Consider the following 14,917-nt stretch of genomic DNA (forward strand, 5'->3'; position numbering starts at 1 on the left):
CCCCGTCGTGGCTCTCCCCGTGAGAGTGGTTCCACTCGAGCAGATCGCCTTCGAGCCCGTCGAGCACGTCGACCGTGGCGACCGTGTCGTAGTCGCTCTCCAGCGTCGCCGCCAGGTCCTGCGCCCACGCGAACTCCGGACTGTCGAGGTAGACGAACGCGTCCGTCGCCGCGACGTCCGCCGCGAGGGTCCCGTCGGGCGTCCACCCGTGGCCGAGCTGGCCCACGTCGACCGGGTCCTCGAAGCTCGCGTTGTCGCCCGCGACCTCGTTGGCCCAGTCGTTGAGCGTGAAGAACGCGGCGTACCCGGAGTCGAACCCCTCGGAGCCGCCGCCACCGTTCCCGGCACACCCCGCGAGCGACGCCGCCGTTCCCGCGACCGCCAACCCGGCACCGCGCCGCAGCACCGACCGCCGTGAGTGAGTCATACCGATCTGTAACGCGGATTAATAGAAAAAAGTTATTATTTCATAACTCAGTCTTAATAATCTCGCCCCCGAAACCGACCGTCGATTAACAACGCCGGAGTCGGAGCGGCGTCGAGCCCGGCGCGACGCCGCCTCATTCGGTGAGGTCGACGACCGCGGCGTCCGCGAGGTCGGCGAGCGTCTCGGGGTCGACCGCGAACACCGCGCTCGGCGTCCCGGCGGCGCCGTACACGGTGTCGTACTCGGTGAGCGTCGGGTCGAACACCGTCGGGAGCGCGGCGTCGTGGCCGATGGGCGGCACGCCGCCGATGCTCCAGCCGACGACCTCGCGGATGCGCCCCGGGTCGCCCATCTCGGCGTCGTCGGCGTCGAAGTGGTCAGCGACGGCGTCGAGGTCAAGCCGGTTCGCGCCGCTCGTGATCGCGGCGACGAGGCTTCCGTCTCGGTCGCCGCCGGAGAGCGAGACGACGATCGTCGACGCGATCGCGCCCGTCTCGCGGTCGAGCGCGTCGGCCGCCGCGGCCGCCGTCTCCGTGCCGGCGTCGAACTCCAGCACGTCGATTTCGACGCCGTACCGCTCCCGAGCCCGCCGTTCGAACTCCGCCGCGCGTGGGTGCATGCGATACGAGACCGCGCCCCGCGGACATCAACCTCTCGGAGGCGGTGAAACTGCGGCGACGGGCAGAGTCGCGGTCCGCGTCGTGGTCGGTGTCGCGAGCGCGGTCGGCGTTGCAGTCGCTCTCCGGGCGCGGTCGCCGTCGCCGGGCCGTCAGGACCCGTTACCGGGTCCGGAGTTCGTCTTTGTCCTTGATCACGCGGGCGTCGCCCTCGCCCGAGGTGACCTCGTTGACGAGGTCGTAGAGGTCGTTCTGGAGCCCGGCCGGGAAGGTGAGTACCCCAACCCAGGAGCCGTCGTTCTGCCACTCCTCGCGCTCAAGGTCGCCGAACTCCCGGATCTGCGCCTGTCCGGACCCCGCGTAGTCGGCCGGGAGCTGGACCGCCATCGTCACCTCCTCGAACCGGATCGGGATCACCGGTCGCAGCGCGTCGAGCGCGTCGTCGACCTGGTTCTCTACCGCTTCCATCGGGTCGATCTGGAACCCGGCCTCATCCAGCGCGCGCTCGATCCGTTCGGGCGGGTGCGGCGAGTCGTCCATCTGCGGGTTCACGGCGTTGCGCGTGATGGTGGTCACCAGCTGATTGTGCTTCCGCTCTTGCATCTCCGCGCGCTGCTCGGCGGTGATCTGTATCTCCCCGCGCTCGACGACCTCCGGAATGATCGAGAGCGGATCAGTGGTGCCGAAGACGGTCTCTAAATCCTCCTCTGCCGGTCGGTCGCCCCGCGAGGCGTTCTCGAAGACGTCCTCCGCGGCGATGACCTCCTCTAAGTCACCGTCGAACTCGCCGCGCTTGATCGCGAGCGCGGCGTCGGGGTCGATCAGGACCTCGAAGCGCTCCCCGTGTGACTCCAGTCGGGCCGTCACGGCCTCGTCGAGCGATATCATACCGGACGCTACCACCCCCGCGGGCAAAAAGCCTCCCGCCGCCGTCTTCGCCGCAATGAACCGCGGTGTCCGGTCGCGGCGCCCCCGCGCCGACCCGGCTACCCTCCCGCAGACGGCCGCTCGTCGTCCCACTCCTCGCGGCACGACTCCGAGCAGAAGTGTCGGTGGACGATGTCGTCGCCGTCGACCCACGTGATCGTTCGACGACCGCTCCCCAGCGCCGGCTGGCCGCACGTGGCGCACCCGGGCGCGGACTCCTCGTCGACGTCCTCCTCGAGGTCCGAGGTCGGATCTACCATACCTCCCCGTACGTCCGGGGGCACTTGAACCCGCGAAGGGCGGCAGTTCTGGCCACGACGACGCCCGACCCTCGGCGGGACGGGTCCGGCAGCTACCGCCTCGTTCGCGCGTCGCGGGCGGTCGCCCTGCGCGACGGGTGTTCGACGGTGATCTCTCGGTCGGGGCTCGGCCCGACGACGGTCCGCTCGCGGCCGTCGGGCCACCGCACGTCCACGCGCAGCGGCTTCGCGCCGCCGAGCCCGAAGTGCGCGACTGGCTCCGTCTGACAGAGACAGCCGCCGCCCGCGTCGATCGCCCGCCGCTGGACGCCGTCGGCGGTCTCCAGCGTGACGACCGCGCCGCGCGCCGGCGCGCCCTGCCGCGTCGTCGGGCGCACGCGGAGCCAGCCGGCGTCGGGCGCGTCCGTGGCGCCGTACACCGTCACCGGCTGCGCGGCGACCTCGCCGTGGACGACGAGGAGTTCGAGGGCCCCGTCGCCGTCGACGTCGGCCGCGACCGCGCCGGTGCCGAACCCGTCCGGCTCCGCGGCCGCCCCGAGCGAGACGGGCTCCCACTCCGGCGGCTCGCCCGGGCGGTCGACGCGCTCGAACAGCCGGTTCTCCGCGCCGCAGACGTTGAAGAAGAGCTCCTCGCGCCCGTCGTTGTCGAAGTCCGCGGCGACGACCGTCCGGACCGCGCCCACCTCGCGGAGCGGAGCGGGGGCCACGTCGTCGTAGCCGCCCGCCGGCGAACAGCGCAGGAGGCGGCTGGGCGCGGCCTCGTTGCCGACCGCGAGCGCGAACGTCCCGCCCTCGTCGACGACCGCCGCGCCGCGGGTGTCGCCGCTGGGATCGGAGAGGGCGGGACCGCCGTCCGTGCGGTCGTAGTGGCCGTCGCGGTTGCTGAACAGCCGGTTCGGTCCCCCCTCGACGCCCGCGAACAGGTCGCCCTCGCGGGAGCGGTACGGGACCGCGAGCAGCGACCGACAGCCGCCGTCGACCTCCAGCCCGACCGCCTCGGCCATGTCGGTCACCTCGCCGTCGTCGCCGAGCTCGTAGAACGCGAGCGGGGCGGCGTAGCCCGAGACCGCGACGCCGTACCGGCCGGTCCCCAGTCGGTCGAGCGCCGCGACCGACCGGCCCGCGCGGACGTCGAGGCGGTCGGCGTTCACCTCCCGCGCGAACACGTCGGTCCAGCGGTACCGGTCGGCCTCCAGTCGGCTCAAGAGGAGGTCGGGGTCGCCGCCGTCGACGCCGCGCGCGCAGTTGTGGACGTACACCTCCTCGCAGCCGTCGGCGTCGAGGTCGGCCGCGCACACGCCCATCCCATGGCGCGTCCCGTCGGCGACGATCCCGCAGGCGGTGTCGACGTAGCGGCCGTCCTTCCGGGCGTACAGCCGATTCGGCTCGCCGTAGCCGGCGACGCAGACGAGCGGTCCGTCGCGGCCGGGCGTCACCGCGACCCCGTATCCGCGCATCGGGCGTCCGTCGTCGAGGAGACCGGACCGCCCCGTGAACATGGCCGCCCGTCACCGCTCCGAGAATATGAACGCACGGGTTGGATACGAGCGGCTCCCGCGGTGAGAAATGGTAACCGAGGCTATAAGTTCCGCTCGATGTACCGGTTCACCCGCGATATCCGGTCGGCGTCGAACGTCCACAGCCCGCGCCAGACTCGCGGCTCCGTCTCGACCGCGAGGAGTCCGACGCCGCCCTCAACACCGCGCTTGAGGTCGCTACTCGGGTCGCTCGCGGCCGAGTGCGGTCCCTCCGGCGGCCGGTACACCACGAACCAGCTATCTGTGAAGTCCGGGTCGTTCCCGGCGTGGATCACGGCGTCGAGGTCCGCCGGGAGCCTGTCGGGGACCCCGTAGAGGTGCGTGTCGACGGCGGTCTCGGTGACGCGCTCGTAGACGTTCCGCGTGCCGACCTCGTCGTCGATCCGCGAGAGCCGCTGGAACGACGAGCGCAGGGTGCCGTCGCCGGCGGCCCACGCCGCGCGCTCGATGAACCGCGAGATGGTGATGAGGAGCAGCTTCTGTCGGTTCGATTCGGGATACCCGCGGAGCGTGAACGTCGCGTCGCCGAGGCCGCTTATCACCGACGGGAGATCGACGTCGCCGAGGGACCGGCTGCCGGTGACGTACAGGTCCGAGTTGACGAAGAGCACCGCGTCGCCGAGTTCGGCGAGCGTCGATCCGGCGACCACCTCGCCGCCCTCCATGAGCAGCACGAGGTTCTCGATCTCGTCGGGGTCGCCGCCGTCGAACGGAACGTCGTCGTGGCGGCGAAGCACCTCGACATCGAGGGAGGGGACGGTCCCGGTGTCATCGTCGAGCACGCCGGTCGTCGCCAGTTCTCGGGCGGTGAGACCGTGCGTCCGCTCGCCGCTCGCGGCTCCGGCTGGCCCCGCGCCGTCGGTGACTCGTCGATCGCCCGAGCCGGTGATCACGCGGCCGTCGACCACTCCCACCGCGTCGTCGCCGAACGTGTCCACGAGCATGTTCAGCACGGGGTCCGGGTCGGTCCGGTTGACGATGACGACGGAGCGCTCGGGGCCGTCGAAGCGATCGAGAAACTGTTCGAGTGTCACGTGTACCGGTGTGGGCGTGTCCTCCTCATAAGGATTCTCGCACAGTTATCGCGTCCGATAACCACCGGTGAGCGGGGAAACCGCGACGTGCCGAGTCGGGTCCGGCGCGGGGGCGGAGCGACGGGACCTTACGCTCCCAGCGCGTCCTCAAGCAGCTGGAGCGGGTGTTCGATCTCGTAGCCGGTCCCGTGTTCCATCTGCATCGCGCAGGTCGGGCACTCGGTCATCCCGACCTCGCCCTCGGCGTCCTCCATGTGCTCGAACATCTCCGCGCCGATCTCCATCGACTTCTCGTACTTCTCCTCCTTCCAGCCGTAGGTGCCGGAGATGCCGGAACAGGAGTCGCCGACGTCCTCCATCTTCACGCCGTCGACGTCGCGGAACGTCTCGACTGCCTGCCGGGAGAGCCCCTGATTCCGGGCGTGACACGGCGCGTGATACGCGAAGGCGCGCTCGTCGTCGAGCCCGCCGGCCTCGTCGAGCGCCTCCTCTAGGTCCTCGTGGATGCGGAGGTACTCCAGCGCCTCGAAGGTGTGCTCGGCGACGTCGTCGATCCCGTGGAGGTCGAACAGCTCGGGGTACTCCTGGCGCAGCGACAGCGAACAGGAGGTACAGGAGGCGATCACGTCCGCGCCGTCGGCGATGGCCTCGACGAGGTTCTCGACGTTCGTCTCCGCGTGGCGGCGGGCGTCCTTCAGCATCCCGTTCGCGAACATCGGCGTGCCCGAGCACTTCTGGGGCGGGACCATCACCTCGTAGCCGAAGTGCTCGTAGACTGAGACCAACGCCTTGCCGACCTCGGGCGTGTTGTAGTTGGAGTAGCAGCCGTGGAAGTACGCCACGCGCTTGTCGGGGTTCTCCACCTGTGCGCCGCCGCGCGCCTTCCACCACTCGCGGAACGTCTCCGTGGCGAACTCGGGGAAGTCGCGCTCCTTCGGGATCCCCATAACCTTCTCCATCGCCCACCGCGCGGGGCCGAAGTTCATCGCGAACGATGCGGTCCGGGGGAACATACTCGCGAGGCTCGCCGAGGTGCGGTAGTTCGCTAACACCCGATTCCGGATGTACTCGACGGAGAGCTTCTCCATCTGGCGCTCGACGAACTGCCCGCGGGCCTCGTTGTGCATCTGGGAGAGCGGCACTCCCGAGGGGCAGGCGTCGTCACAGCGCATACAGTTCGAACAGGAGGTGATCGACTCGTCGATGTCGTGGTCGTCCTTCCGTTTGAGCCGCCACTGCTCGGGGCCCTGGAACTTCGGCCCGGGGAACTCGTCGTCGACCTCAGCCACCGGGCAGGAGGTATCGCAGCTCGTACACTTGTAACAGGAGTCGGCCCCCTCGCGGAGGTCGAGGTCGCCGCCGGGGAACACGTCGACCGGGTCGTACGCGTCCGGGTCGAGCTCGGTCGAATCCGCTCCGGCCGAGGCGCTTTCGACGCCGCCGTCGGTTGCGGCGCGGTCGCCCGCGGTCGCGTCCGTCTCCGCGGCTTCCCCCTCGTCGGGGACGAACACCGACGGCTGCTCGTCGCGGCCGGACTCCGGGACGCCCGGCGTCGGCCCCTCGTAGCCGCCGTCGCTCGACTCGGTCGCCTCGTTCGACTCCCCCGCGTCTCCGTCGTCGTCCGTGTGTCGTGTCATTGGTTCGCCTCCGTCGCCGCCTGTCGCCCGGCCGCGAGGCCGGTCGCGAGCGACACCCCGCTCGCGGACTTCTCCCGCGCCGCGTCCGCGCCGCCGACGACGCCGCCGGCCGCGAACACGTTCTCGTACTGTACCGTTCCCTCGGCGTCCGTGGGGCGACACCGCTCGTCGGGCCGGACCCCGAACCGCGCGTACGGCTGGTCGCCGAACGCGTCGTCGACGAACCACTCGTACCGGTCGTCCGGCTGGTCGACGTGGAGGTCGAGGACGGGCTCCCGGACCCCCTCCCGGTCGGAGTCGAGCCCCTTCCCGACGAGCCCGCCGGTCGCTAGCACGAACGCGTCGGCGCCGTACGGCGCCGTGCGACCCTTCCGATCGACCGCGACCGTCTCCACGCGACCGTCGGTCGCGGACTCGACGCCGACGACGGGGTTCCCGGTCTCGAACCGGACGCCCTCGGCGTCGACCGCGTCGAACAGGCGGTCTTCGAGCCGCAGGCCGGGGAGGCTCGGCGGGCCCATCGGGATCTCGAACACGTCGGCGCCGAGCCGGTCAGCGAGTTCTTCGCGGACCTCCTCGCCCCGGTCGTCGCCCAGGAACGCGGGGAAGCCGACCCGCTCGACGCGGTCGACGCCGCCTGCCTCGTCGACCACGTCGTGGAGGTGCGGCGCGACCGCCTTCGCGAGCGCCTCGCGGGCGGGGACGCCGTCTATCTCCTCGTCGTGGTCGAGCGCCTTCGCGAGCCGGGTGATCTTCGCGTCGGCGCGGAACGCCTCCGCGAACTCGACCTCCGCGCCCGCGGCGTCGAACGGCACGCCCGCGGCCTCGAGCCGCCCCGCGAAGGCGCGCGCGTCGTACTCCGTGAGCGACCGGAACCCGACGACCAGCATCGGGCGATCGTCGCTCGCGAGCCCCGCCTCGGCGGCCGCGGGGTAGCGCGCCGTCGGCTTCACCGCGCCGCCGAACGTCGGGACGAGGGCGTTGCGGTCGGTGTGGCCGCCGCGGTACGCGTCGCCCGCGAGGTCGTCGAAGAGGTCGAGCCCCTCCCGGAGCGCGTCGCTCCCGACGACCCGATACGGGTGCGACTCGGGGAGCCGGTCGATCCCCTCAAACGGGTCGGCGAGCGGCCCCTCCGGGTCCGGCCACTCGTCGCGGTCGAGGTTCCGGCCCGCGGTCGGCGGCCCGTCCCGGAGCGGCTTCGCGGGCTCGGTCGCCGGGACGTAGCCGAGCGCGTCGATCAGCCCGGAGGCCTGCCGCAGCGTGCTCGACTTGTGCGAGACGAGCCGCACGTCCGCGCCCTCGCGGGCGGCCGAAACCGCGGCCGTGATCGCGGCGAGGCCGCCGCCGATCACGAGCACGTCGCTGTTTATCGCCATCAGCGCCCTCCGTCGGTGGCCGCGTCGTCACTTGCGCGGCCCCCGTCGGTCGCCGCGTCGTCGCTTGCGCGGCCACCGTCCGCGGCCGCGGTCCCCGTGTCGCCGCCGGAGCCGTCGGCGCCCGGCGCGTCGGCGCCCGCGTCGAACGCGCCGAAGTCCACCTCGCCGTCGAGGTTCGCGGGGTCGCCGTCGCGGTTCATCGTGGTCGCGTGGAGCAGGTGGTTCAGCATCGCCTGCGAGAGCTGTTCGCCCCACAGCGCGTGGCGCTGGCCCTTCCAGCGCTCCTGGTACAGCTCGTCTTCCGCGTCGCGGACGACCGGCTCGGGGTACTCCTCGGCGAGCTCCGACGCGATGCGGTGCGTACAGAAGCCGCCCTGGCAGTTCCCCATCGAGGCGCGGGTCCGCAGCCGGACCGCGTTGAGGTCGGAGCCGGCGTCGTCGACAGCGTCCTGGACCTCCGCGCGGGTCACGCTCTCGCAGTTACAGACGATCGGGTTCGGGTTGTACTCGTCGAGCACGTCGTCGGCCCGGGAGCCGAGCCGCTGGCCCGAGCGCCGCGCGACGGGCGACCGGAGCCCGAACTCGTCCATCAGCTCCTCCATGCGCGCCGGGTCTTCGGAGCCCGGCAGCGGCGCCTCGGCGGTGTCGCAGGTCGCCTCGTGGCCGAGCGTCTCGCAGACGTGGTCGGAGATGGACTCGGCCATCATCCGGTAGGTGGTGAGCTTCCCGCCGACGATGGTCGTCATCCCCGGAAGGTCGTCGCGGTCGCCGTGGTCGAGGAGGAAGTAGTCGCGCGTGATGTCGGTCGGGTCCTCGGTGCCGGTCCCCGGGGGTTCGTACAGCGGGCGGACCCCCCAGAACGAGCGGAGCGTGCGGGCGTCTTCGAGCGCCGGCACGAGCTCCGAGAGCGTCTCGATCATCAGGTCGACCTCCCAGTCCTCCTCGGGGTAGTCCTCGGGGTCGTCGACCTCCTCGTCGGTCGTGCCGAGGATACAGGCGGTCTCGTGGGGGACGATGATGTCGGCGTCGCCCTTCGGCCGACAGCGGTTGATCACGGTGTCGACCTGCCGGGTGTTCATCACCGTCATCACGCCCTTCGAGGGGCGCACCTCCACGTCGACGCCGGCCATCTCGCCGACGTTCCCCGCCCACGCGCCGGTCGCGTTGACGACGTGCCGCGCGCGGATCTCCTCGGTCGTCCCCGGCTCGCGGTGGACGCGCTTCCCCGGTCCCGTCTCGTGTTCGATCTCGACGCCGACGACCTCGCCGTCCTCGACGAGCACGTCGGTCACCGGTGCGTGGGTCTCGATTCGCGCGCCATGCTCGCGGGCGTCCGCGGCGTTCGACACGCAGAGCCGGAACGGGTCGATCGCGCCGTCTGGTAAGGCGATCGCCTTCTCGACGTCGCGCGCGAGGTACGGCTCGCGACGGCGCGCCTCCTCGCCGTCGATCACCTCGGCGGGAATGTTACACGCCTTACATCCCTCCAGCTTCTCCTGGAAGTACTCCTCGGAGTCCTCGGGTCGCTTGACGAACATTCCCCCCGTCTCCTCGACGCAGTGGGCCGCGATGTCGCGGAGAACTCGGTTCTCCTCGATACACTCCTCCGCGCTCTTCTGGTCCGAGACCGCGTAGCGGCCCCCGCTGTGGAGGAGCCCGTGCATCCGTCCGGTCGTGCCGTGCGTCAGGTTCCCCTTCTCGACGAGGACCGCGTCGAGCCCCCGTCGCGCCAGGTCCCTGACGACGCCGCACCCCGTCGAGCCCCCACCGACGACGACGACGTCCACTTGTCTGTCCATGCGAGCCACTTGGACCCCGACCACTTTACTTTACCTCCCGAGGTGCCCCACCCATAACTATCACGGATATTCAAGTAGTGTAATCCCTGCCAGCGCCGATTTATTTATATACTAGACTTTTTCATTCGCGCCGATGTCCGGATTTCAACAGGAAGATTATTATGGTAGTACATTATGTTCACGATCGGCGTGGTAGCTTCCGTGAAGATATGTCGCGGCGGCGGCGGTGCGTCTTCCGGCCGTTTCGGTCCGGCTCCGGACGGGTCGGCCTCGACGGTCGGACGCCGTGACGGCGAACGCGACCCCGGATTCGCCCTCGACGACGAGGCCGAGCCGGTCGCCGACGCACGCGGACCAGCGCCACAGGAGGGATCCACAACATGACACAGTACGTCGGTGCGATAGACCAGGGGACGACCGGGACTCGATTCATGGTGTTCGACCATGAGGGCCAGGTCGTCGCGAACGCCTACGAACAGCACGAACAGATCTACCCGAACCCGGGCTGGGTCGAACACGACCCGATCGAGATCTGGGAGAACACCCAAGAAGTCGTCCTCGACGGGCTCGCCGAGGCCGGGCTCGACGCCGATCAGCTCGAGGCCATCGGCATCACCAATCAGCGCGAGACGACCATCGTCTGGGACAAAGACTCCGGACGGCCGGTCCACAACGCGCTGGTGTGGCAGGACCGTCGGACGACCGACCGCGTCGAGGAGCTACAAGAGGACGAGAAGGTCGAGGAGATCCGCGAGAAGACCGGCCTCGAGGCCGACGCGTACTTCTCGGCGACCAAGACCGAGTGGATCCTCGACAACGCGGAGCCGCTCAAGATGCAGAGCTCGCGCGGCGGCGACCTCCGCGACCGCGCTCGCGCAGGCGAACTCGTGATGGGCACCATCGACTCGTGGCTCATCTACAACCTGACGGGCAACCACATCACGGACGTCACGAACGCCTCCCGGACGATGCTGTACAACATCCGGGAACTGGAGTGGGACGACGAGCTCTTAGACGAGTTCGACGTGCCCAAGGAGATGGTGCCCGAGGTACGCCCCTCCTCCGACGAGGACTACTACGGCCACACGGACGCCGACGGCTTCCTCGGCGAGGAGGTCCCGGTTGCCGGCGCGCTCGGTGACCAGCAGGCCGCGCTGTTCGGCCAGACCTGCTTCGACGAGGGCGACGCGAAGAACACCTACGGCACCGGCTCGTTCTACCTGATGAACACCGGGACCGACGCCGTCGAGTCCGACCACGGACTGCTGACGACGATCGGGTTCCAGATGTCCGGCGAGCCCGTCCAGTACGCGCTCGAAGGGTCCATCTTCATCACCGGCGCCGCCATCGAGTGGCTCGAGGACGTCGACCTGATCAACAACGCGGCACAGACCGCGGAGCTGGCGCGCTCGGTCGACTCGACCGACGGCGTCTACATGGTCCCGGCGTTCACGGGACTCGGCGCGCCGCACTGGGACGGCCGCGCACGCGGGACCATCGTCGGGATGACCCGCGGCACGAGCAAGGAGCACATCGTCCGGGCGACGCTCGAATCGATCGCCTACCAGACCCGCGACATCGCTGAGGCCATGGAGGCCGACTCCGGCGTGGAGACCACGACGCTCCGCGTCGACGGCGGCGCGGTGAAGAACAACTTCCTCTGTCAGCTCCAGTCCGACATCATCCAGACCGACATCGCGCGGCCCGAGGTCGACGAGACCACCGCGCTCGGCTCGGCGTACGCCGCCGGGCTCGCGGTCGGCTACTGGGACAACGTCGACGAGCTGCGCGACAACTGGCAGATCGACCGCGAGTTCACGCCCGAGAAGGACCAGGCCGATGTCGACAAACTCTACGGCCGCTGGGACGACGCGGTCGAGCGCTCGAAGAACTGGGCGATCGACGAGGAGGACGAATAGATGAGCGTCGAACTGCTGCCGGAACTGGCCGTCGCGGCCGACACCGTGCTACAGGTCGGCTACGACCCGGGCGCGCCGACCGACGTGATCCAGAGCCTGACCAATCCAGCGATCCTTCTCGGGGCGCTCGCGGGCGGCGCCTTCGGGGCGGCGCTCGGCGCCCTGCCGGCGTTCATCTTCACGGGCTTCCTCGTGATCGGCGGGTCGCTCGGCGGCGGTGGATTCGGCGTGGACGTCGGGTTCGGTCCCGTCTTCGGCCCGCATATCTCCTTCGCGGGGGGTGTCGCGGCCGCCGGTTACGCTGCCAACAAGGGCTATATGGAGTCCGGATTCGACTACCACAACGCGAAGGACATCGGCTTCGCGCTGGGGAGTAAACCCGACATCCTCGCCGTGGGGGCCGTCTTCGGCGTCTTCGGCGTCCTCATCGAGCAGCTCTCCCGGCAGCTGGCGATCCCGGTCGACCCGATCCCGGTGAGCATCGTCATCAGCGCCCTCGTCGTTCGGGCGGTGTTCGGATACAGCATCGTCGGCAAGGTGAGCGACAAGGCGAACGGCTACTTCGACATGGGGCCGTTCGAGCGCGAGCAGATGCGCGAGCCCGGCGAAGTGGTGGGCGACGGCGGCAAGGCCAGCGAGGACCGCCTCGCCGTCGAGCCGTGGCTGCCGAACATGTACAAGTGGTCGCACGTCGCGGCGATCGGCTTCTTCGCCGGTCTCGCCTCGGCCGTCATCACGTACAACATGATCACCGGCGGGCACGGCCTCATCGCCGTGTTCGCCGGCTTCGGGATCAGTGCCGGGTCGCTGCTGTTCCTGAACCTCGGCGTCGACCGGATCCCGGTCACCCACCACATGACGCTGGCGGGGTCGACCGCCTTCCTCTCCGTGTGGCAGGGAGGCATCACGACGCTCACGGACCTCTCGGCGGCCGACCTGACCGCGCCGCTGGCGTTCGGCGCCGCGCCCGCGCTGCTGTTCGGCGCGCTGTTCGGCGTGTTCGCCGCGGTCGTCGGTGAGGCGTCGCAGCGCGTGTTCTACGCGCACTCCGACACGCACTTCGACCCGCCGGCGGCCGCCATCGTGGTCTGGTCGCTGACGCTCGGCCTGCTCGTCATCGCCGGACTGCTCAACTGGGCCGTCTGGATCCCCGGCACGGGGATCTAACGCGTCCTCACTTTCGGCAGGGGTCTTTTATTATGGCACATCGCTCATCCGCGGTCGGTCGGAATCGCCCGGACAGCGACCGGTGTCTCGGTGACGGCGCCCCGGTGCGACCGTCAGTCCGGGAGCAACGCGGAGAAGGCGAGGAACGCGCCGGCGGCGACCGCGGACGCGGCGACGGCGACCGTCGTCACCTCGACGCCGAGATACCGGGCGATCAGGGCGAGCGCGCCCGCCAGAACGAGCGCGACTCCGACCGCGCCGTGGTGGTAGCGCCCCGCGGTCGGCTGGTCGGCGACCGCCGCCGAGTCGCGGTCGACGAAGATCCGGGCGCCCCACCACACCGAGCCGAACCGGGCGCCGATCCCGATCGCGGCGGCGGCGATCGAGACGAACTCGATGTCGCCGACGGTGAACATGCCGGCACCGAACGCGGCCACGGTCGTCAGGACGGCGACAACTTTGCTCCGGTCGTCGACCGTGTGGAGCGCCTCCACGCCCGGGTCGTTCGACATACCAGTCGTAGTTCGCCCGACGCTGGTATAGGTTTCCATCGGGCGAGTCCCGCGCTCGCTCCCGCGACCGCGGTCGGCGCCGTCGAGGGCGCGCGTCCGGTGAGCCCTCGCCGCGGAGCGAACGTGGGGTATTTAATCACCGCGCCGAGGAGGTGGTGGTATGTTGGACCGGCTCGGGCTCGACCGGCGGGATCGGCGGAACCTCCTCGTCGTGATGGCAGTCGTCGCGGCCGTGACGGCGGTGGTCTCGGCGGGAACGATCTCCGTTCGGCTCGTCGTCGGCGTGATAGCCGGCCTCATCAGCGGAGTCGTCTTTGTCGTCTCCACGGCGCTCATCAACCGATACAAACCCGAACACTGGTAACGGGCCGGTCGGCGCGCCGAACCCGCCCGACCGCGCCGCCGCGCGCGCTCCGCGAGTCGCGACAGTTTTGTTCGGCGATCACGGAGGGGGGCCCGTGAACATCGACGACCGGATCGAGCGACGGCTCGGCTACGACGCGGGCATGAGCGTTCTCGCCGACTTCGAGGCCGTCTCCCCGGTCACCCACGTCGACTCGCCGGTCGGTCGCGGCCCGGCCATCGAGCGCCTGCTCGACGTGTTCGAGCCCGCGTTCTCCGGGTCGCTCCCGCCGAGCGTCTACGTGTACGGCCCGAAGGGGAGCGGGAAGTCCGCCGTCGTCTCCTCGCTGTTCGACCGGCTCGCGGCGCACAGCGGCCCCCGTCGGGCCATCCAGACGACGACGCGGGCGGTCGAACCGACGATCCCCGGGTTCGTCTACGTCGACGCCCGGCGGGCGTCGACCCGCTTCCGACTGTACCACGCGATGCTGGCCGCCATGAGCGACGACTCCGTTCCCGACCACGGGATCGGGACCGAGGAGCTGGCCGCCTCCCTGCGCGACGCGATGCGCACCGGTCCGGACCTCGTCGTCGCCGTCGACCACGCGAACGAGGCCGAGACGCCGACGGCGGCGACGCTGATCGACTGGCTGAACGACGTGGGCGAGCGGCTCGTCCCCGCGTTCCTCGGCCGCGATCCGCCGGACGCGATCGGCTGGGAGCCGGAGACGACCGTCGAGTTCGCGAAGTACCGCCGACACGTGCTCGTCGAGCTGCTGACGAGCCGGTGCTCGACGGGGCTCGGCCGAGACGCGCTCAGCCACGACCAGATCCGCGAGGTCGTCGAGTGGGCCGCGGGCGACGCCCACGACGCCCTCGCCGCCGTGATGGGCGCGGCGGTCAACGCGGAGCGGTCGGGGGCGTCGACGATCCGATCCGGCGACGTCGACGCCGGCGTCGACGGCGTTCCCCGGCCCTGCGTGGCGCTGGGGCGTGTGCTCGCGCTCCCCGAGAGCCGCCAGCGGCTCCTCTACGAGCTCGCCGGGCTCTCCGAGGACGAGCGCTCGACCGTCGGCGTGGCGACGGAGACCATCGCGGCGCGCTCGGGCGTCGACCTCTCGGCGTCGACGGTCAGGCGCGTGCTCTACGAGCTGGCCGACGCCGGCCTGCTCGAACGAGTCACCGTCCGCGAGACCGACGGTAAGGGCCGACCGCCGAGCCGGCTCGTCCCGCTGTTCCCGACGGTCGTCTTCAGCGAGCTGTTCGACCGTCGCACCCGCTCCGGGTAGGCGCCGAGCGGGCGGCCGCCGTCCGGTCCGCCCTGCCTCCGTTCGAACGGAAGACAGTTGTCGCCGTGCCGCC

At 70.4% G+C, this 14,917-nt stretch carries 14 protein-coding genes; 4 read left to right on the plus strand and 10 right to left on the minus strand.

Translation table 11 applies throughout. The features are described 5' to 3' along the window. From B9H04_RS06980 to glpA, 9 genes are all read right to left on the minus strand, one after another. Window positions 1-427 (minus strand): metal ABC transporter solute-binding protein, Zn/Mn family (locus B9H04_RS06980; RefSeq protein ID WP_394334720.1); only part of this gene is annotated, 427 nt, incomplete at its 3' end. A 133-nt stretch (window positions 428-560) separates the two neighbouring features. After that, a complete protein-coding gene (locus B9H04_RS06985; protein ID WP_049929852.1) occupies window positions 561-1,046 on the minus strand; it encodes an aminoacyl-tRNA deacylase in 486 nt (161 codons plus the stop codon). Between the two features lie 160 nt (window positions 1,047-1,206). Further along, a complete protein-coding gene (locus B9H04_RS06990) occupies window positions 1,207-1,932 on the minus strand; it encodes a ribosome assembly factor SBDS (RefSeq protein ID WP_049929848.1) in 726 nt (241 codons plus the stop codon). A 98-nt stretch (window positions 1,933-2,030) separates the two neighbouring features. Then, window positions 2,031-2,231, minus strand: a complete 201-nt coding sequence (locus B9H04_RS06995) for a DUF7576 family protein (RefSeq protein WP_049929846.1) — start codon at window positions 2,229-2,231, stop codon at window positions 2,031-2,033. A gap of 92 nt (window positions 2,232-2,323) precedes the next feature. Next, complete coding sequence (locus tag B9H04_RS07000) at window positions 2,324-3,730, minus strand: CRTAC1 family protein (protein WP_085682568.1); 1,407 nt, start codon at window positions 3,728-3,730, stop codon at window positions 2,324-2,326. Window positions 3,731-3,810: 80 nt separating this feature from the next. Beyond that, a complete protein-coding gene (locus B9H04_RS07005) occupies window positions 3,811-4,803 on the minus strand; it encodes a hypothetical protein (protein ID WP_049929843.1) in 993 nt (330 codons plus the stop codon). Window positions 4,804-4,931: 128 nt separating this feature from the next. Next, the gene (locus B9H04_RS07010; RefSeq protein ID WP_049929841.1) at window positions 4,932-6,440 is read right to left on the minus strand and encodes an anaerobic glycerol-3-phosphate dehydrogenase subunit C; all 1,509 of its coding nucleotides are present in this window, start codon (window positions 6,438-6,440) and stop codon (window positions 4,932-4,934) included. Next, window positions 6,437-7,816, minus strand: a complete 1,380-nt coding sequence (gene glpB, locus B9H04_RS07015) for a glycerol-3-phosphate dehydrogenase subunit GlpB (RefSeq protein ID WP_049929839.1) — start codon at window positions 7,814-7,816, stop codon at window positions 6,437-6,439. Before glpB ends, B9H04_RS07010 begins: the two co-directional genes overlap by 4 nt. Next, on the minus strand, window positions 7,816-9,615 hold the full coding sequence (gene glpA / locus B9H04_RS07020) for an anaerobic glycerol-3-phosphate dehydrogenase subunit GlpA (RefSeq protein ID WP_049929838.1): 1,800 nt from the start codon (window positions 9,613-9,615) through the stop codon (window positions 7,816-7,818). Before glpA ends, glpB begins: the two co-directional genes overlap by 1 nt. 380 nt (window positions 9,616-9,995) lie before the next feature. Here glpA and glpK point away from each other — a divergent pair, with 380 nt between their 5' ends. Together glpK and B9H04_RS07030 are read left to right on the plus strand one after the other, a co-directional pair. Then, the gene (gene glpK, locus B9H04_RS07025) at window positions 9,996-11,534 is read left to right on the plus strand and encodes a glycerol kinase GlpK (RefSeq protein ID WP_049929837.1); all 1,539 of its coding nucleotides are present in this window, start codon (window positions 9,996-9,998) and stop codon (window positions 11,532-11,534) included. Continuing rightward, window positions 11,535-12,701 (plus strand): hypothetical protein, encoded by a 1,167-nt coding sequence (locus B9H04_RS07030; RefSeq protein WP_080508546.1) that lies wholly within the window; start codon window positions 11,535-11,537, stop codon window positions 12,699-12,701. A gap of 113 nt (window positions 12,702-12,814) precedes the next feature. Here B9H04_RS07030 and B9H04_RS07035 read toward each other — a convergent pair whose 3' ends face one another. Continuing rightward, window positions 12,815-13,213, minus strand: a complete 399-nt coding sequence (locus B9H04_RS07035) for a hypothetical protein (RefSeq protein WP_049929835.1) — start codon at window positions 13,211-13,213, stop codon at window positions 12,815-12,817. A gap of 160 nt (window positions 13,214-13,373) precedes the next feature. Between B9H04_RS07035 and B9H04_RS07040 the strand changes: the two genes are divergently transcribed. Both B9H04_RS07040 and B9H04_RS07045 read left to right on the plus strand, forming a co-directional pair. Next, window positions 13,374-13,577 (plus strand): hypothetical protein, encoded by a 204-nt coding sequence (locus tag B9H04_RS07040; protein ID WP_049929833.1) that lies wholly within the window; start codon window positions 13,374-13,376, stop codon window positions 13,575-13,577. Window positions 13,578-13,671: 94 nt separating this feature from the next. After that, entirely contained in the window at window positions 13,672-14,844 is a 1,173-nt protein-coding gene (locus B9H04_RS07045; RefSeq protein ID WP_049929831.1) for a Cdc6/Cdc18 family protein, read from the plus strand. The last annotated feature ends 73 nt before the right edge of the window (window positions 14,845-14,917 follow it).

The sequence above is a fragment of the Halorubrum ezzemoulense DSM 17463 genome, assembly GCF_002114285.1.
Taxonomy (GTDB): Archaea; Halobacteriota; Halobacteria; order Halobacteriales; family Haloferacaceae; genus Halorubrum; species Halorubrum ezzemoulense.

Excerpts from the sequence above, each read along its gene's own strand:
- B9H04_RS06985 (WP_049929852.1), bottom strand. The coding sequence starts at position 1,046 with ATGCACCCACGCGCGGCGGAGTTCGAACGGCGGGCTCGGGAGCGGTAC.
- B9H04_RS06990 (WP_049929848.1), bottom strand. The coding sequence starts at position 1,932 with ATGATATCGCTCGACGAGGCCGTGACGGCCCGACTGGAGTCACACGGG.
- B9H04_RS06995 (WP_049929846.1), bottom strand. The coding sequence starts at position 2,231 with ATGGTAGATCCGACCTCGGACCTCGAGGAGGACGTCGACGAGGAGTCC.
- B9H04_RS07000 (WP_085682568.1), bottom strand. The coding sequence starts at position 3,730 with ATGTTCACGGGGCGGTCCGGTCTCCTCGACGACGGACGCCCGATGCGC.
- B9H04_RS07010 (WP_049929841.1), bottom strand. The coding sequence starts at position 6,440 with ATGACACGACACACGGACGACGACGGAGACGCGGGGGAGTCGAACGAG.
- glpB (WP_049929839.1), bottom strand. The coding sequence starts at position 7,816 with ATGGCGATAAACAGCGACGTGCTCGTGATCGGCGGCGGCCTCGCCGCG.
- glpA (WP_049929838.1), bottom strand. The coding sequence starts at position 9,615 with ATGGACAGACAAGTGGACGTCGTCGTCGTCGGTGGGGGCTCGACGGGG.
- glpK (WP_049929837.1), top strand. The coding sequence starts at position 9,996 with ATGACACAGTACGTCGGTGCGATAGACCAGGGGACGACCGGGACTCGA.
- B9H04_RS07030 (WP_080508546.1), top strand. The coding sequence starts at position 11,535 with ATGAGCGTCGAACTGCTGCCGGAACTGGCCGTCGCGGCCGACACCGTG.
- B9H04_RS07035 (WP_049929835.1), bottom strand. The coding sequence starts at position 13,213 with ATGTCGAACGACCCGGGCGTGGAGGCGCTCCACACGGTCGACGACCGG.
- B9H04_RS07040 (WP_049929833.1), top strand. The coding sequence starts at position 13,374 with ATGTTGGACCGGCTCGGGCTCGACCGGCGGGATCGGCGGAACCTCCTC.